The 16,631-nt window shown below is 70.1% G+C and carries 13 protein-coding genes; 4 read left to right on the top strand and 9 right to left on the bottom strand.

Annotation, left to right across the window (positions count from 1 at the left end):
- Positions 1–444 precede the first annotated feature (444 nt).
- The 5 genes from F0Q34_RS19305 to F0Q34_RS19285 all read right to left on the bottom strand — a co-directional run bounded on the left by F0Q34_RS19305 (position 445) and on the right by F0Q34_RS19285 (position 7,918).
- Entirely contained in the window at positions 445–1,227 is a 783-nt protein-coding gene (locus F0Q34_RS19305) for an SDR family oxidoreductase (RefSeq protein ID WP_149813938.1), read from the bottom strand.
- Positions 1,228–1,387: 160 nt separating this feature from the next.
- Entirely contained in the window at positions 1,388–2,380 is a 993-nt protein-coding gene (locus F0Q34_RS19300) for a Bug family tripartite tricarboxylate transporter substrate binding protein (RefSeq protein ID WP_149813936.1), read from the bottom strand.
- Between the two features lie 53 nt (positions 2,381–2,433).
- On the bottom strand, positions 2,434–4,095 hold the full coding sequence (locus F0Q34_RS19295) for an acyl-CoA dehydrogenase family protein (RefSeq protein WP_149813935.1): 1,662 nt from the start codon (positions 4,093–4,095) through the stop codon (positions 2,434–2,436).
- 8 nt (positions 4,096–4,103) lie between these two features.
- Complete coding sequence (locus F0Q34_RS19290) at positions 4,104–5,351, bottom strand: CoA transferase (RefSeq protein WP_149813934.1); 1,248 nt, start codon at positions 5,349–5,351, stop codon at positions 4,104–4,106.
- Positions 5,348–7,918: a 2-oxoglutarate dehydrogenase E1 component gene (locus tag F0Q34_RS19285; protein ID WP_161600951.1), complete on the bottom strand. Its 2,571-nt coding sequence runs from the start codon at positions 7,916–7,918 to the stop codon at positions 5,348–5,350. The genes F0Q34_RS19290 and F0Q34_RS19285 overlap by 4 nt, the downstream gene beginning before the upstream one ends.
- Before the next feature lie 160 nt (positions 7,919–8,078).
- On the opposite strand from F0Q34_RS19285, the gene F0Q34_RS19280 reads away from it, so the two are divergent.
- Together F0Q34_RS19280 and F0Q34_RS19275 are read left to right on the top strand one after the other, a co-directional pair.
- Entirely contained in the window at positions 8,079–9,083 is a 1,005-nt protein-coding gene (locus F0Q34_RS19280; RefSeq protein WP_149813931.1) for a LysR family transcriptional regulator, read from the top strand.
- A gap of 250 nt (positions 9,084–9,333) precedes the next feature.
- Positions 9,334–10,839, top strand: coding sequence for an FAD-binding oxidoreductase (locus tag F0Q34_RS19275; RefSeq protein WP_149813929.1), 1,506 nt, complete (start codon positions 9,334–9,336; stop codon positions 10,837–10,839).
- A 22-nt stretch (positions 10,840–10,861) separates the two neighbouring features.
- Here the strand turns inward: F0Q34_RS19275 and F0Q34_RS19270 are convergent, their stop codons facing one another.
- Genes F0Q34_RS19270 through F0Q34_RS19260 form a run of 3 tightly spaced genes read right to left on the bottom strand, consistent with a single transcriptional unit; the run spans position 10,862 to position 14,533 of the window.
- Positions 10,862–11,839, bottom strand: coding sequence for a Bug family tripartite tricarboxylate transporter substrate binding protein (locus tag F0Q34_RS19270; RefSeq protein ID WP_161600949.1), 978 nt, complete (start codon positions 11,837–11,839; stop codon positions 10,862–10,864).
- Positions 11,840–11,897: 58 nt separating this feature from the next.
- Entirely contained in the window at positions 11,898–12,863 is a 966-nt protein-coding gene (locus tag F0Q34_RS19265; protein ID WP_149813927.1) for a D-2-hydroxyacid dehydrogenase family protein, read from the bottom strand.
- Between the two features lie 11 nt (positions 12,864–12,874).
- Positions 12,875–14,533 (bottom strand): thiamine pyrophosphate-binding protein, encoded by a 1,659-nt coding sequence (locus F0Q34_RS19260; RefSeq protein ID WP_149813925.1) that lies wholly within the window; start codon positions 14,531–14,533, stop codon positions 12,875–12,877.
- 61 nt (positions 14,534–14,594) lie between these two features.
- Between F0Q34_RS19260 and F0Q34_RS22740 the strand changes: the two genes are divergently transcribed.
- Together F0Q34_RS22740 and F0Q34_RS19250 are read left to right on the top strand one after the other, a co-directional pair.
- Complete coding sequence (locus F0Q34_RS22740) at positions 14,595–15,305, top strand: LysR family transcriptional regulator (protein ID WP_149813923.1); 711 nt, start codon at positions 14,595–14,597, stop codon at positions 15,303–15,305.
- 216 nt (positions 15,306–15,521) lie between these two features.
- Positions 15,522–16,106 (top strand): hypothetical protein, encoded by a 585-nt coding sequence (locus F0Q34_RS19250; RefSeq protein WP_149813922.1) that lies wholly within the window; start codon positions 15,522–15,524, stop codon positions 16,104–16,106.
- On the opposite strand, the gene F0Q34_RS19245 is transcribed toward F0Q34_RS19250, so the two are convergent.
- The gene (locus F0Q34_RS19245) at positions 16,103–16,465 is read right to left on the bottom strand and encodes a DUF6481 family protein (RefSeq protein WP_149813921.1); all 363 of its coding nucleotides are present in this window, start codon (positions 16,463–16,465) and stop codon (positions 16,103–16,105) included. The two genes, F0Q34_RS19250 and F0Q34_RS19245, sit on opposite strands and share 4 nt — an antisense overlap.
- Between the last annotated feature and the right edge of the window lie 166 nt (positions 16,466–16,631).

The following is a 16,631-nucleotide window of genomic DNA, read 5'->3' as shown; positions in this document are numbered from 1 at the left end:
ACGCTCCCCGCATCCGGTGGGCAAAGACGACCAGGATGGCGCTGAAAATCGGGAAGCTCGAAAGCATGACACGACTTTCGGACCAACCCACACAGCGGCCGCGGTGAGGGTCACGACAAGCGCCGTCACTCCCGCCATGCGGGCTGGCAAATCCTACCAGGTCGCGACCACAGTGCCGCCCGGGTGCTCGCGATGCGGAAGGAAGCATGCTGACACCGCGCAGGCACCCAGCACAACGGCGAAGGAGCCATAATGCGGTAGCAACACCGCCTGCACGAAGGCCGACCGCGGCAGTGAGGTCGAATATCGCGTTATCAGGTCGGTCGTCGTGGAGGGGGAGGAAGGCACCTCCTTCAAGCCGCACGAGATGAATGATTATCGAAAGCGATAGCGGGAGGAAGCCAAGTGACACGTTATGTTAGAGGTAAGAGAGAAGGGTGACAGCTACATCACCGGCGACAGATTGCCATCCACGTTGATGGAGGTTCCGGTGACGTAGCTGGCGGCGTCCGATGCCAGGAAGCAGGCGAGGTTGGCGAACTCCTCTGCCGTGCCGACGCGGCCCATGGGGATGCCCTTGCCCATTTCCGCCAGGAAGTCGTCATAGGTTGAGCCGGCCTGCTGTTGCGCGTGCCGGCGGACCCACTGGTCGCTCTCGATCAGGCCAACATGCAGAGCGTTCACCAGGATGTTGTGGGGCGCTCCTTCGCCGGCCAGGATCTTGGTCAACGCCATGCCCGCCGCCCGCGACACCGCCGTCGGAGCCGAGCCGGCCTTCGGTGCCTTCGCACCGATGTTCAGCACGTTGATGATCCGCCCCCAGTGCCGCTCGGCCATCTGTGGCCAGGCCAGCCGGGCGAGGCGGATGGCGGCGAAGAGCTTCAGGTCCAGATCGGCCTGCCACACCTCATCCGTGATGGTCGTGAAGGCGCCGGTCTGCGAGGTGCCGGCATTGTTCACCAGGATGTCCACCCGGCCCAGGCCGGCCATGACAGCGTCGTGGGCTCGCGCGACCTCCGCGGCCTGGGATACGTCGCAGGCCACCGTCAGTACGCGGCCCCTGGCGGTCCGGCCCACCGCCTGCTTCGCCGCCTCCAGAACCTCCGCCCGCCGCGCCAGCAGTGCCACATCCGCGCCGCTCGCCGCCATGCGGGTGGCGATGGCCAGGCCGATGCCCTTGCTGCCGCCGGTGATCATGGCCGTGCGGCCGTCCAGCCTGATGTCCATACGAGCTCTCTTGCTTTGGGCCCACGCCAGATGCGGGAGCGGCATCCTACCTCAATAACCCGGGCGGCACTTCGGCATCGATCATTCCGCCAAGAGCTGTTTGCCCGGCACGAGCGGGTCTGCCAGTCCTCTGCGAACCTTAGCGACGTTGCGATAGTTTCTACTCTAGTTTTGTGCCTGTAACGCGGACGATCTCGCCCCAACGGTCGTAATCATCCCGAACTACCTTTGCGAAGGCCTCAGGCCCGGCGGGGTCCACCACTGCTCCCATATCCATGATGGCCTTGCGGAAGGCCGCATCTTCCAGAATCTGCGCGACCTCGGTGGACAGCCGCTGAACAATCGGCCCGGGTACGCCGGCTGGTGCAAGCATGCCGAGCCACGCACCTCCCTGCACACCGGGAAGCCCACCTTCCGCTGTGGTCGGCACATTCGGCACATTCGGCACACGCTGTTTAGTGCCCACAGCGATGGCGCGCACTCTGCCATCCTGCGCGAAAGGCAGTGTGCCGATCATGGTATCGAAGGTGACGTCCACCCGCCCCGCTACGATGTCGGTGAGAGACTGCGCCGTGCCGCGATAAGGCACGTGTGTCATCTGCAAACCCGCTTCCTTGATCAGCATCGCCATCAGCAGCTGCGAGGTGGTGCCATTCCCGGTGGTGGCATAACTCACGGCGCCGGGCTGTGCGCGCGCTTTGGCTACGATGTCGCCTAGACTGCTGAAGCCGGTGTGATTTCCCGCGACGAGTAGATAGGGCAGCTGCACCAGCTGCTGAATTGGCGTGAAATCCTTGCGGGGGTCATAGGGCAGGTCAGGATAGATATGTGGGTTGATCGCCTGCGGGGCGGAGGCGCCAATAGTGAGGGTGTAGCCGTCCGGCGCCGCGCGGGCCACCGCAGTGGCGCCGATCGAGCCGCCCTGGCCGCTGCGGTTCTCGATGAGAAAGCGCTGCCCCAGCCTCTGCGACAAGCGGTCGGCGAGAAGGCGGCCCACGCTGTCGGTCGCCGTGCCCGGCGGAAAGCCAATGATGATCGTGACGGGCCGCTGCGGCCAGCCCTCGGCGCGGGCCGGTCCGGCGCGTGAGAGGAGGGTGGCGATGAGGGCTGTGCCCGCCGTGGCCAGGCCGCGGCGTCGGATCATGTGCTGCATGGAATTCTCCCAGTTTGGCCCCGCGCCTGTACCGGCGCCTCGGGCATGGTCGTTCAGTTCACCCGGCCGAGCAGGCCTCGCGCGATCACCTGCGCCTGGATCTCCGCCGCGCCCTCAAAGATGGACAGGATACGTGCATCGCAGAGTACGCGGCTGACTGGATATTCCAGCGCGTAGCCGTTGCCGCCATGGATCTGCAGCGCGCCGTCGGCATTGGCGAAGGCGATACGCGCGGCGAGCAACTTGGCCATACCGGCCTCGATGTCGCAGCGCCGTCCTGCATCCTTCTGCCGCGCGGCGAAATAGCTGAGCTGGCGCGCCATCATGGTCTCGGCGGCCATCATGGCAAGCTTGGCGTGCACGCGCGGGAAATCGAGGATGGCCTTGCCGAACTGCGCCCGCTCCTGCGCGTAGCGCAGGCCAAGCTCCAGCGCGTTCTGCGCCACACCCAGCGCCCGCGCTGCCGTCTGTATGCGCGCGCTCTCGAAAGTTTCCATTAGCTGCTTGAAGCCCTGGCCCTCGATGTCGCCGAGCAGGTTCTCCGCCGGCACCTCGAAGCCGTCGAAGGAGATCTCGTATTCTTTCATGCCGCGGTAGCCGAGCACGGGGATCTCCGCGCCTTGCATGCCGGGTGCGGGGAAGGGATCTCCGTCCGTGCCGCGCGGCTTCGGCGCCAGCAGCATGGACAGGCCGCGGTAGCCGGCGGCGTCCGGGTCGGTGCGCACCAGCAGTGTCATCAGGTCCGAGCGCGCGCCGTGGGTGATCCAGGTCTTGGCGCCGTGGATCTTGTAGACATCGCCCTCGCGCACGGCGCGGGTGCGCAGGCTGCCGAGGTCGGAGCCGGTGTTGGGCTCGGTGAAGACGGCGGTGGGCAGGATCTCGCCGGTGGCAATCTTTTCCAGCCACTGGGCCTTCTGCTTCTCTGTGCCGCCGAGGCGGATCAGCTCCGCCGCGATCTCGGAACGGGTCCCGAGGGAGCCGACGCCGAGATAGGCGCCGCTCAGCGCCTCGGACACCAGGCACATCGCCACCTTGCCGAGCCCGAGCCCGCCGAATTCTTCCGGCACGGTCAGGCCGAACACGCCCATGGCGGCCAGCTTCTCCACCAACGGCAGCGGGATCAGCTCGTCCCGCGTGTGCCACCCCTGAGCATGCGGCGCCACCTCGGCGGCGGCGAAGCGGAGGAACTGCTCTCGCGTCGCTTCCAGCACCTCGTCATCCAGGCCCAGTGCGCCGAAGCGGCCCTCGGCCAGCTCGGCGGCAAGCGCGCGGCGCGCCGCCTCCAGCCCCGGGCGGGCGGCCAGCGCGGCAAGCGCCGGTTCCGCGGCGAAGCGGGTGATCTCCGCTTCGGGCACGCTCATCTCGGCCGGGCGGATGATCTCCGACTGGCTCATGGCAATGCCGCCAGCGAGCTGCGCGCCGTATTCCGCGAAGCCCAGATGCAGGATGGCGTGCTCCGCGCCGCTCAGCCTGCCAGCTTCCTCCAGCCCACGCGCCCAGGCCAGGGTCTGGCGCAGCGCCTCAACATAAGTGGCCTGCCAGGACAGGCCGTGGGCGGCGTATTGGTGCGTTTCCAGCCGCGCCGCGTCGGGCTTGCCGCCAGGTGAGACCAGCGCCGCCACGGCATGGCGTGTCGCTTCGTGCAGACGCTCGGCTGCGCCCAGCAGGGTGGCGCAGTGGGTGAGGAGGGAGGGAAGGGTGATGGTGTCGGGCATGGGTGTCCTCACCGCGCCTGGATTGTTTCAAAGGACGCGGGGCCGGCGACGGTGCCGGCGTCGTGCAGCTTGCCGATGGCGGCAGCGGATAGGCCCAGCATTTCGGCCAGCACCTCGTCCGTGTCCTGGCCCAGCATGGGGGCGGGGCGGGGCGGCAGGCGCGCCTGGCCGGTGAAGCCGAGCGGCCCGGCGGGCGCCAGGATGTTACCAATCCCCGGCTGGTCGATCCGCCCGAACATCGGGTTCGCCTCCGAGCAGCGCGGGTCCTCGGCCAGGAGCTGTCCGAAATCCTGGTAGGGACCCCAGAGCACGCCACTGCCGGCGAAGGCCGCGGCGATCTCGGCCAGGCTGCGCCCCGCGCACCAGTGCTCCAGCAGGGCGAAGATGGCGCCGCGCGCCTGGAAGCGGCCGCCCTCCGTGTCGAGGTCCACCTCCATCATCGGCCCGATCATGGCGAACTTCTCCGTCAGCCCTGTGGCCTTGCCGATGGCGCGCCACTGCCGGTTGGAGATGGCGACGATCATCACCGAGCGTCCGTCGCGTGTCATGAAGTCCCGCCCCAGCGCGCCGTAGAGGTCGTTGCCCATGGGCGGGCGCACCGTGCCGTTCACCTGCACATCGGCCAGGTAGCCAAGGTTGCCGACGCTGGCGAGCATCACGTCGGAGAGCGCCAGCGTCACCTCGCGGCCCTGGCCGTCCTTGCGCCGCGCCCGCTCCGCCGCCAGCAGGCCGGTGGTCAGGTAAAGCCCGGCGGCGATGTCCCAGGCCGGCAGCACGTGGTTCACCGGCGCCGCGTCCCGCCCCGTGGCGATGGGAAAGCCGGAGGCGCAGTTTACCGTGTAGTCCACTGCGCCGCTGCCATCGTGGTTGCCGGTCAGACGCAACATGATGAGGTCCGCCCGGTGGCGGGACAGGGCTTCGTGGCTCATCCAGCCGGCGGCGGGCAGGTTGGTGAGCAGGATGCCGCCCGTTTGGTCCGGTGAATCCGGACGGGCGATCAGCGCGCGGGCGATCTCCTGCCCTTCCGGTGTGTTCAGGGCGAGAGCGACCGAGCGCTTGCCGCGGTTCAGGCTGGCCCAGTAGATGCTGCTGCCCGAGGGGGCGAGCGGCCAGCGGCGATAGTCGATGTTGCCGCCGATCGGGTCGATGCGGATTACCTCCGCGCCGAGCTGCGCCAGCGTCATGCCGCCAACCGGCGCGGCGATGAAGGCCGAGACCTCAACGACACGCAGCGCCTCCAGGATGCCCCCGCTCATGCCACGCGGCTCCCGGCGCGGGTGGCGGCGAAGGCCTGTTCCAGGATGGCGCGCTGGTCGTCGTCATGCGCGCCGTGGAAGCTGCCGGCGGGCGAGGGCGAGGCCGGCCGCCCGGCATAGGCGGCACGCGGGTGCAGGCAGCCCGCTTCCGTCGCAATGGTTTCAAGCTGACGGTCCAGCCAGCGCCAGGCGCCCATGTTTTCCGGTTCCTCCTGCACCCAGAGCAGCCGGGCGCGCGGCCAGCGGCGCAGCTGCCTAGCGATTTCGGCGGCGGGCAGTGGGTAGAGCCGCTCCAGCCGCAGGATGGCGACCTCCGTCGCACCGCGCGCCGCGCGCACCTCCTCCAACTCGTAGGCGATCTTGCCCGAGCAGAGCAGCACCGTCTCCACCGGGCCAGAGGCGGGCGCCGAGGCAAGGACGGGGTGGAAGCTGGTGCCAGGCAAGAAGTCGGCGAGGGGGGAGAGCGCCTCCGGCAGGCGCAACAGCTTCTTCGGGCTCATCACCACCAGTGGGCAGTCGTGGTGGCCGAGCGCCTGCTCGCGCAGCAGGTGGAAATAGTTGGCCGGGGTGGAGGGCTGCACTATCCGCAGGTTCTCCCCCGCCGCCAATTGTAGGTAACGCTCCAGCCGGGCCGAGGAATGCTCCGGCCCCTGCCCCTCCAGACCTTGCGGCAGCAGCAGCACGAGGCGCGAGGGGTCGCACCATTTCGCCTCGGCGGCGGCGATGAACTGGTCGATGACGATCTGCGCGCCATTGGCGAAGTCGCCGAACTGCGCTTCCCAGATCACCAGCGCCTCCGGCCGCTCCAGGCTGTAGCCGTACTCGAAGCCCAGCACTGCATACTCGGAAAGCGGGCTGTTGAAGGCCTGGAAGTGCCCCTGGTCCGGCGCCAGGGCATTCAGCCCCACATGCCGTGTGCCGCTGGCGGCGTCGGAGAGCGCGAAATGGCGGTGGGAAAAGGCGCCGCGCACCACGTCCTGCCCGGACAGGCGCACCGGCACGCCCTGAAGCAGCAGGCTGCCAAAGGCCAGCGCCTCTGCCGAGGGCCAGGGGATGCCCGCCGGGTCCAGCACGCGCTGGCGCAGCACGCGGTTCATGCGGGGGTGCAGCGCCATGCCCTCGGGCGCCGCCGCCAAGGCCGTGGCGATCTCCTCCAGCACGGGCGCGGCGACGCCGGTCTCGGCGGCGCGGCGCGGTGGGCGGGGCGGGTAGCCGCTCTCGTTGACGCGGTGGCTGGCGGCCTCCTCGAACCCGGCCTGGAAGCGGACACGCGCGGCTTCCGTGAGCGCGGCCACCTCCGCCTCCGTTACCACGCCCGCGGCCACCAGCCGGGCGGCGAAGGCGCGGGCCACCGGCACCTGCTCGGCGATGCGGGCGTAAAGGCGCGGCTGGGTGAAGCCAGGCTCGTCGATCTCGTTGTGGCCGTTGCGGCGGTAGCAGACGAGGTCCACCACCGCGTCGCAGCCCTGGGCTTGCCGCCAGGCGAGGGCAATGTCGGCGGCGCGGGCCACGGCTTCCGGGTCGTCGCCATTGACGTGCAGGATGGCGCTGTCCACCGCCTTCCACGGCCCGGTGCAGTGATGGGAGGTGCGTGCCTCCCCCGGCTCGGTGGTGAAGCCGATCTGGTTGTTGATGACCAGATGCACCGTGCCGCCGACCGAATAGCCGGCGGGACCGGCGAGCTGGATGCACTCGGCCACCACGCCCTGGCCGACCACCGCGGCATCGGTGTGCAGGATGACGGGCAACACCGCGCCGGGGCCGCCCGCTACGTCCTGCGCGGCGCGGGCGCGGCCGAGCACCAGCGGGTCCACCGCCTCCAGATGCGAGGGGTTGGACAACAGGGTGACGGTGATGGAATGCCCGTCCAGCACCAGCTCCGCCTCGTGGCCCAGGTGGTAGGGTACGTCGCCCGGGCGCGGCGGATCGGCGGGAAAGGGGTGGGCGCCCTTCACCTCCGCCACCAGCCGGGCAAAGGCGCGGCCCAGCACATTGGACATCAGCGACAGGCGGCCACGGTGCATGGTGCCGATCACGGCGCGGCGGATGCCCTCGGCCGCCGCGCGGGACAGCACGCGGCGCAGCAGCGGCACCACGGCCTCCGCTCCCTCGGCGCCGAAGCGCTTCTTGGTCGGGAACTTCCGGCCGAGCAGGCTCTCGAACTCCTCCGCCGCGATCAGCTCGGCCAGCAGCGCTCGCGGCTCGGCGGGGGCAGGAAGGCCCGCGCCCTCTTCCATGGCGGCGCGCAGCCAAGCGCGGCGGGCGGCATCGTCGATATGAGCGGATTCCACCGCCAGCGTGCCGGCATAGAGCGCCTGGAGAGGATCGGCGGGCGGGGTGCGTGGGGTCAGCGGATCGAGTTGGGCCTGGAGGTGCCCGCGCTCGCGCCATTCCGTCGCGCGCAGCGCCTGCGCGCCGGCGCCGGCATCCGGGGAAATCTCCGCCTCGGCGAGTACCTGGAAGAGCACGCGCCAGCCCGGCTCCACGGAGGCCGGGTCGGCCTCGAAGGCGCGTTGCATGGCCTCGAGATAGGCGTGGCTGATGCCGGACAAGGGCGATGACGGCATGGACGTTTCCTGGAATCCTCGTTGGGGCCGAAAAGCCCAGCGTTGCCGCCACGATAGCACCGTCATCCCGGCGACCCATGCGCAACGCCACATAAAAGCTATAACCTAAACGTTGGTGCCCGGGCCGGTAGCCGGGTGAGAGCGTAAGGAGGCCGGACGCATGGATCTGCTGGAGATCCGCTACTTCCTGGAGGTCGCCTCCGCCGGAAGCCTGTCGCGCGCGGCTGTGCGCCTGGGGGTGAGCCAGCCCGCTCTGAGCCGGCAGATCGGCCGGCTTGAGGCCGAGCTGCGCGTGCCGCTCTTCTATCGGCATGGCCGCGGCGTCACGCTCACCGCGGCGGGAGAGCGCTTCCTGGAGGTAGGCCAGGGCGTCATGCAGCAGCTTTCCGACGTGCGGGAGGAACTGGCCGCTGGCGCACCGGATGCGATAGGCCAAGTGACGCTCGGCATCCCACCCTCGCTCTCGGCCAGCATGGGAGCCGACTTGGCGCTGCGTTTTGCCGCCGAGTTCCCGCGCGCCCGGCTGCGCATCCGCGAAGCCTTCAGCGCCGTGTTGCTGGAATGGACCGAGGCGCAGCGCATCGACCTTGCCGTACTCTACGATGCTCGTAGCAGCCCGAGCCTGATCGCCACACCGCTGCTCCTGGAGGACCTGTTCCTGATCGAGCCGCCCGGTGCCCCTGCCGGAGCCCCCGTGCGGCTGGCCGAACTGGCCGGGCGGGACTGCGTGTTGCCCGGTCCCGAGAACGGGCTGCGGCGGGTGCTGGATTCCGCCTGCGCCACCGAGGGCGTACGTCCGCGCGTGCTGACCGAGGTCGATTGTGTAGCCGCGCTGAAGCAACTGGTGGAACGCGGCGTCGGCACCACCGTGCTGCCCTTCGGGGCCGTGCACCGCGAGGTGAAGGACCGGCGGCTGCGCGTGCGCCCCTTCGCCTCGCCGGCCATGCGCGCACTGCTGGTCATCGCCACGCCCTCCAACAAGCCGGTGACGCCCCTGGTTCGCGCGGCGGTGCGGATCATCCAGGCAGAGGTGGAGCGGCTGGTGCCGCTCGACGTGCTGCGCGGCGTTACGCGCAATCCCGACGGTTCGCCGCTGCGCCCGCGTCAGGGCGGGACGGCGGAGAGCGTCACCGGCGCCGCACTGGCCGCCGCTCATGAGATGTGAGGCTGTTCCGGTGATCGACCTGCCACCTGGGTTATAACTGATATCAGGCTGCTCGGGGTGGGAGCCCGTGCCCCCGTTCACGATGATGCCGGAGCGCAAGGGGAAGCTGGATGCCATCCGGGCCGGCCTCATGGATGCTAGGGACTGCTCTCGCACCCATGGTGGCTATCGCCTGGGTCGCGGGCTATTCCGGCGAACAAGACGCGGCCATGGCAGCTATGCCTGCGGCGTGAAGAGGAACTGACAAGCCATGCCGGATACCTTCCCTCCTTCCTCCGGCAGCCCTGCGTCCGGCACTCGGCCGCGCCGCAACTTGCTGGCCGATCCCGCGCGCTTCGCGCGGGAAGTGCTGGAGCCGGTGCGCGCCATTGTCGGCGAGCGCGGCCTCATCACCGACCGCGACGCGATGCAGCCCATGATGGTGGCCTGGCGCGACAATTGGGAAGGGCGAGTTCCGCTGGTCGTGATGCCCGCCAGCACGGAGGAGATGGCGGCGGTGGTGGCCCTTTGCGCCCGCACCAGCACGCCTGTCGTGCCGCAGGGCGGCAATACCGGCCTGACCGGCGCGAGCCAGCCGCATGGCGACGACACGGAGATCCTGGTCTCCACCCGGCGGATGAACCGCATCCGCGCGATTGACCTCGACAACGACACCATCACCGTCGATGCCGGCGTGGTGCTGCAGACCATCCAGGAAACGGCGCGGGAGCATGGCCGGCTTTTTCCGCTGAGCCTCGGGGCGGAGGGCAGCTGCCAGGTCGGCGGCAACCTTTCCACCAATGCGGGCGGCGTGCAGGCGCTGCGCTACGGCACGGCGCGCGCCCTGGTGGCGGGGCTGGAGGTGGTGCTGCCCGACGGGCAGGTGTGGAACGGGCTGCGCGGCCTGCGGAAGGACAATGCCGGCTACGACCTCAAGCAGCTCTTCATCGGCGCCGAGGGCACGCTCGGCATCATCACCGCCGCCACGCTGAAACTGCTGCCGCTGCCCACCGCGTCTGCCACCGCCTTCCTGGCCACGCCCTCGCCCGTCACGGCGGTGGCCTGGCTGCGCCGTGTCAAGTCGCTGCTCGGCGAGAACATCACCACCATGGAGTTGATGGAGCGCCGCTGCGTCGACATTGCCATGCGCCACAACGCTGCTATCCGCGATCCGCTGGTGGAGCGCCACGACTGGTACCTGATGGTGGAGATCGCCGACCAGGGCGAGCAGGCGGCGCTGGAAGCGCGGCTGCTCGCCGCCGTCGAGGCGGGGCTTGAGAATGGCGAGCTTGTGGATGGCACCATCGCCGCCTCGGCTGAGCAGGCGCTGGGTATCCGCCGCATCCGCGAAGGCGCGCCGGAAGGGCAGCGGCTGGAGGGCGCCTCCTACAAGCACGACGTCTCGGTGCCGGTTTCGCAGGTGCCGCGCTTCATCGCCGAGGCGAATACGGCGCTGGCGGCGCGCTTCCCCGGCATCCGCTCCTTCGCCTTCGGCCACCTGGGCGACGGCAACATCCACTACAACCCGATCCAGGCCGAGGGCGGGGACAAGGCCCTCTGGCAGTCCTTCCTGCCGGAGGTGAACCGCATCGTGCACGACATCGTGGCGCGCCTTGGCGGCTCCATCACCGCCGAGCACGGCATCGGCCGGCTGCGGATCGAGGAGGTGCCGCGCTACAAGAGCGCGGTGGAGATGGAGATGATGCGCCGGCTGAAGCAGTGCTTCGATCCGCAGAACCTGATGAACCCGGGTAAGCTGCTGCGGGAAGCCGGCTGAAGCGCTCCCGGCGCTGCCGGCTTTATTCCAGCCGCAGCCCCGCCTCGCGCACCACGCGCGTCAGGGTTTCCACGTCCTGCCGCGCCAGGGCATCCATCTCGGCCGCCGTCAGCGGGCGCAGCACCACGCCGGAGGCGGCGGCGACCTCCTGCACCTTCGGGTTCCGCGTCGCCGCGCGCAACGCGGCATTGACCTTCTCGATCACCGGAGGCGGCGTGCCGGCGGGCGCGAAGACTGCGAACCAGGCATCCACCGTGTAGCCCGGCAGCCCGGCCTCTGCGGTTGTCGGCACATCGGGCAGAGCCGGCAGCCGGGCCTCGCTGGCCACGGCCAGGGCCTTGAGCTGCCCGCCCTGTAGCAGCGACATGGCCGAGGAGGGGGTGGTGATGAAGATATCCACGCGTCCGCCCACTACGTCCTGCAGGGCCGGCGCGGCGCCGCGGTAGGGCACGTGCAGCATCGGTACGCCGACCCGCTGCGCCAACTGCAGCCCGGCGATGTTCTGGATCGACCCCGTGCCGGCCGAGGCATAGGTGACGCGGCCGGGATTTTCGCGGATGTGCCCCACCAGCTCGGCAAGGCTGCTCACCGGGATGCCCGGCCCGGCGAAGATCACATGTGGCGCGATGGTGGCCATGCCCACGGCCGCGAGGTCCCGGTTCGGGTCCCAGCCGATATCGGGCATCAGCGCCGTGTTGGCGCCGTGATAGCCGGAATATTGCAGCAGCAGCGTGTAACCGTCCGGCGCGGCGCGGGCGGCGGCCAGGATGCCGACATTGCCGTTGCCACCCGAGCGGTTCTCGATCACCACCGGCTGTCCGAGCGCCTGGCCGAGCGCCTCCTGGAACAAGCGGGCGGCGAAATCCGTTCCCCCACCGGGCGGGTTGGGCACGACGAGCGTGATGGGCCGGCTCGGCCATCCGGTCTCGGTCTGCGCATGTGCCTGGCCCGCGACGGCAAGGCCTGTTGTCGCCAGCAGCAGGCGGCGTGTGATCTTCATGATGCGTCTCCCCCGTTTTTCTTTTGTTTTGGTCGTGATCCTGGCGGCGCGGCGCGTCTCAGCCCGGCGCCGGCTCCAGCAGGTTGACCGGCCGGCCGGCGGCGAAGGCGAGGATCTGCTCCACCGCCGTGTCGTAGAGCGTCTCGTAGGTGGCTTCCTCGACATAGCCGAGATGCGGCGTGCAGAGCGCGTTGGGCAGGGCCAGCAGCGGGTGCCGCCCGCCCAGCACCGGCTCCTCCTCGTAAACATCGACGGCGGCGCGGCCTGGCCGACCCTGGCGCAGGGCCGTCTCCAGCGCATCGGCCTCGATGATCTGCGCCCGGCTGGTGTTCACCAGCAGCGCGCCGGGCTTCATCCGCGCCAGATCGGCGACCGTCACCGCGCCCCGCGTTTCCGGCGTCAGGCGGATGTGCAGCGAGAGCACGTCGCTGTCCGCGAAGAAGGCCTCGCGGCTGTCGGCCACCGCATAGCCGGCGGCGCGGGCGCGCTCCCGCGTGCCTTCGCGCCCCCAGCACAGGATGCGCATGCCGAAGGCCTCGCCCACCTGCGCCACGCGGCCGCCGATCCGCCCCAGTCCGTAAAGGCCAAGCACCCGGCCCGAAAGGCCGGTGCCCAGGCTGCCCTGCCACTGCCCACTCCGCAGCCGCTGCACCTCCTCCGGGATGTGCCGCAGCGCCGCCAGGATCAGCGCCCAAGTCAGCTCCGCCGTTGCCTCCACCCCGCCGCCGCCGCCGGCGCAGACGGTGATGCCGAGCGCCCGGCAGGCCGCGACGTCGATATGGTCGACGTTCCTTCCCGTCTGGCTGATCAGCCGCAGCGCCGGGAGGCGTTCGAGGATGGCGCGCGGCAGGGCGGTGCGCTGCTGGGTGAGCAGCACGGCCTCGGCGCCCGAAAGACGCGCGACCAGTTCCTCTGCGGCGCGCGGCGCGTCGTGGAAGATGTCCAGCGCGTGGCCGTGCAGCTTCGCGGCGCAGCGCAGCCCGGCGAAGGCGCGTGGATAATCGTCGGGGATAGCGATGCGCATGGAAGCGCCCCTCAGCCCGGCGCCGCTTCAAGCAACGGCTGCGCCGCGCCGCTCGGCAGCACCGCCCGCAGCGAGGTGCGGATGACGGCGACCAGCGGCCCCGGCGCGCGCAGGGCCGTCTCCAGCGCCGGCAGGTCTGCCTCGGTGTCCACCCGCAGCAGCGGTGCGCCGAAGGCGGAGCACCAGGTGCCGAGATCGGGGTTGGCGAGATCGGTGCCGGAAACGCGGTTCGGGTGCTGCCGCTCCTGGTGGATGCGGATGGAGGCGTAGCTGCCATTGTCGGAGAGCAGCAGCTTGATCGGCAGGCGGCGCGCCATGCCGACGGCCAGCTCGTTGCCGGTCATCAGCGCGCCGCCATCGCCGACCACGCAGATCACCGCGCGCTCCGGGTGGCGCAGCGCCGCGGCCACCGCCGCCGGCACGCCAAAGCCCATGGCGCCCGAGATCGGCGCCAGCAAGCGCTGCGGCGGGCGCCACTGGAGCTTGCGGTAGAAGGGCGCGGCAAAGGTGCCGGCATCGAGGGTGACAATCGCATCCGCTGGCGCGCATGCGCCCACGAGCCGGGCCACGCGCAGGAAGGGCAGGCCATCGGGGAATGTTTCGGCCGTGGCGCGGCTGTCTGCCTCCTGGAGCTGGCGCAGGCGACGGTTCCAGGCGTCGCGGCCGGGCGGGGCGGCGGCGGGCCCGGAGGCCAGGGCCGCCAGCACGGCGGGGGCATCGGCGGCGATGGCCAGCTCCGCCGGGAACAGCCAGCCGAGGAAGCGCGGATCGGCGCAAACATGCACCAGGCGCTGCCCCGGCGCCGGCCAGCTATAGCCCTGGGTGGTGATGTCGGTCAGCCGCGTGCCGAGGGCGAGCACGAGGTCGGCCTCCGCGAAGGCGTCCCGCTGCGCGTCCGGATTGCGCAGGCCGAGATCGCCCGCATAGAGCGGGTGGTCGTTGGGGAACAGGTCCTGCCGGCGGAAGGACACCGCCACGGGAAGCTGCCAGGCCTCGGCGAAGGCCAGCAGCGCCGCGCGCCCGCCCGGCACGTCCAGCCCGTGCCCCGCCAGCAAGATCGGCCGCTCGGCCCGGCGCAGCAGGCCGGCCAGCTCGGCGGCGGTTCCGGCCGGCGGCGCGGCGGGGGCGAGGCGGGTGGGCGGCAAGGCGGGGACGGCGCAGGGCGCGGCCAACACGTCCTCCGGCAGGGACAGCACCACGGGTCCCGGCACGCCCTGGGTCGCCATGTTCCAGGCGCGGGCGGCCAGCTCGGGCACCTCGTCCGGATGCGTGGCCTCGCCGACCCATTTGGCGATGCCGCCGAACATCGCGGCGTAGTCGATCTCCTGGAAGGCACGGCGGCGCAGGTCGCGCTTCTCCACCTGCCCGATCAGCAGGATCAGCGGCACGGCGTCCTGCTCGGCGGTGTGCAGCGCGATGGCGGCGTTGCACGCGCCGGGCCCGCGCGAAACCAGCACGATGCCGGGCCGGCCGGTGAGCTTGGCATCGGCCACCGCCATGAAGCCCGCCCCGCCCTCGTGCCGGCAGGTCACGAGATCGACGGAGGGATGCGCGTGCAGCGCGTCGAGCAGCGCGATGTAGGATTCCCCTGGCACGCAGAAGGCGCGGTCGGCCCCACGCGCGGCCAGGGTGTCGAGGAGGATTTCGGCGGCGGTCTTGGCGTTTCCCATGCCGGATGGATAGCGCGGCCGGGTCTGTGCCGGCTCGCAGTAGCAGCTATAGTTCCAGGCTATGGACCATACCCGACTTCGTTCCCTGCTGGCCATCGCCGAGCATGGCGGCTTCGGCCGGGCGGCGGCGGCGCTTGGCCTCGCCCAGCCCAGCCTGTCGCGGCAGATCGCGCTGCTGGAGCAGGAGGTGGGCCGGCCGCTGCTCTACCGCCATGGCCGCGGCGCCCGGCTGACCGAGGACGGGCAGCGCTTGGCCGATGCCGCGCGGCCGCTGCTCACGGGGCTAGCGAATCTGGCCTCGGTGCTGGAAGACCCGGTGCCGCGCGGTGAGGTGGTGCTCGGCGTGCCCACCTTCATGTCCGTGCATATTGCGGAATCGATCTTTGGCGAGTTCCGGCAGCGTCACCCTCAATTGCATATCCGTCTTGTCGACGGGTTCAGCGGCTTCATCATGGCATGGGCGGCTTCGCGCAGCGCGGGAGAAGGCTTGAAGCGTACGGTGGCGCCGGCCTTCACCGCCACCTTCTCGCCGGTGCGCGGGTTCATCGCCATGCGCCTCGGGGTTTCCCGCACCGAGAAGGCGCCGAACTCGGGAATGGTGAAGCGGCCGGTCTGCACGATCTCGGCCTTGATGGCCTCGATGATGGCGCCGGCCAGGAACTTTTTCGACATGATCTCGCCTTTCGGAGTTGGCATGGGAGCCAAGGCGCAGCCGGTGACTGCCGCGAAGTTCATCCTGAAGGAACCTCAAGGACCGGCTCAAGGCACATGATTACCGCTGGAGCGGCGAGGCGACCGCACAGAGCCTACCCGCTTGGTACACAGATGTGACGGGGCGCTGCGGGACGCCGAGTTGCGCTTCCTCCAGCAGGCGATCTATGGCCGTCCAGTGGATGTGCCGACGCGGCGGATCACAGCACGGGACCGCTGTTCCGAACGCGGTTGACCTTTCGGCAGAACGCCCTTCCTTCGACACCAGGATCCCGGCATGGCCGATCTCACCCTTGAGCAACGATCCGCGGCGGAAAGCCGCGGCTGCCGGTTTGTTCCTGCCACCCGCGAGCACGTCGCCACCCTGGCCATGCAGCGGCGGGTGTTCTGGGTGGACGGACACGCCTTCTTGGTGCTGCGGCCAGACGGGTTCCTGGAAACGGCGGCGACCCTGCAGCGCCTGCTCAAACAGCCCCTGCCGGCGCTGGTTTGCTTGCCCGTGGATCCCCAGGCCACCGCCCCCGCATGTCCGGACCCTGAAGCCCCTTCGCTGCCGCCGCCCGAAGCAGGGCAGGCTGAGGTGAGCCGCTTGCCACCCGAGGCGGCACGGCCGAGGGCGCGCGCGCCGGCCCAGGTCTCCAGCCCTGTGCCGCCGCCTTCGCCACCCGTCCAGCCGGTTCGGCCTTCTCAGGCCGCGCTGGTTGAAACCGTGCAGCTGGTGTCAGCCTGCCTGTCCGCGCATCCCGTGCCTCAGGAGGAACTCGAGGCGCTGATCCGCGGCACGCATCAGGCTGTGTTGAGGATACGATCAGCACAGGAGCAGCTCGAGCCGAGGCAGACGCGGCCAGCCGCGAAGCTTTAGTTCCTACCCTTCTTGGCAGCCTTGGCGGCCTGATGGCTCGCCAGCACCGCGGCCAGGCCTGGCTTCTTGCGCAGGTTTGCCCTGCGCTCGACTTCCCGCGCCTCCTCCTCGGCCCGCCGACGCGCGCTTTCAGCCTCTTGCTCGGCGCGCTGGCGCGCCGCCTCGGCCTCCTGGGCCAGGCGGCGGGCCTCAAGACGCGCCTCCCTGGCTCGCGCGATTTCCTGCCGTTCCGCCCGACGTGCGGCAACTTCCGGATCATCCGGATCCGGCCGGTTGCGGAACGCTTCCAACATGGCCTGCCTGGCCTTGGCCGCGTCCTCCAGACGCTGGGCAATGGTTCCTGATTTTGCTTTCGCCATGACGAACGCCGATTTCTGAGAAGGGGGAGGATCAAGCCAAGTCGATCCCCGCAGCCCTATACGGCCGGCCCATCGTCACGCCAATCGAGGCCTGGCATGTCATCCTTGACCAGGCGCCGCAGGCGGGAAGATCGTGGTCGCCCTGGCCGTGGCCGATGGCGGGCGG

The sequence above is a fragment of the Teichococcus oryzae genome (assembly GCF_008386565.1).
Lineage (GTDB): Bacteria > Pseudomonadota > Alphaproteobacteria > Acetobacterales > Acetobacteraceae > Pseudoroseomonas > Pseudoroseomonas oryzae.
This window is presented reverse-complemented; position numbering and strand designations above follow the sequence as displayed.

Bases quoted from the DNA above. Each gene is read 5' to 3' on its own strand.
- F0Q34_RS19305 (WP_149813938.1), bottom strand. From the start codon at position 1,227: ATGGACATCAGGCTGGACGGCCGCACGGCCATGATCACCGGCGGCAGC.
- F0Q34_RS19300 (WP_149813936.1), bottom strand. From the start codon at position 2,380: ATGCAGCACATGATCCGACGCCGCGGCCTGGCCACGGCGGGCACAGCC.
- F0Q34_RS19295 (WP_149813935.1), bottom strand. From the start codon at position 4,095: ATGCCCGACACCATCACCCTTCCCTCCCTCCTCACCCACTGCGCCACC.
- F0Q34_RS19290 (WP_149813934.1), bottom strand. From the start codon at position 5,351: ATGAGCGGGGGCATCCTGGAGGCGCTGCGTGTCGTTGAGGTCTCGGCC.
- F0Q34_RS19285 (WP_161600951.1), bottom strand. From the start codon at position 7,918: ATGCCGTCATCGCCCTTGTCCGGCATCAGCCACGCCTATCTCGAGGCC.
- F0Q34_RS19280 (WP_149813931.1), top strand. From the start codon at position 8,079: ATGGATCTGCTGGAGATCCGCTACTTCCTGGAGGTCGCCTCCGCCGGA.
- F0Q34_RS19275 (WP_149813929.1), top strand. From the start codon at position 9,334: ATGCCGGATACCTTCCCTCCTTCCTCCGGCAGCCCTGCGTCCGGCACT.
- F0Q34_RS19270 (WP_161600949.1), bottom strand. From the start codon at position 11,839: ATGAAGATCACACGCCGCCTGCTGCTGGCGACAACAGGCCTTGCCGTC.
- F0Q34_RS19265 (WP_149813927.1), bottom strand. From the start codon at position 12,863: ATGCGCATCGCTATCCCCGACGATTATCCACGCGCCTTCGCCGGGCTG.
- F0Q34_RS19260 (WP_149813925.1), bottom strand. From the start codon at position 14,533: ATGGGAAACGCCAAGACCGCCGCCGAAATCCTCCTCGACACCCTGGCC.
- F0Q34_RS22740 (WP_149813923.1), top strand. From the start codon at position 14,595: ATGGACCATACCCGACTTCGTTCCCTGCTGGCCATCGCCGAGCATGGC.
- F0Q34_RS19250 (WP_149813922.1), top strand. From the start codon at position 15,522: ATGGCCGATCTCACCCTTGAGCAACGATCCGCGGCGGAAAGCCGCGGC.
- F0Q34_RS19245 (WP_149813921.1), bottom strand. From the start codon at position 16,465: ATGGCGAAAGCAAAATCAGGAACCATTGCCCAGCGTCTGGAGGACGCG.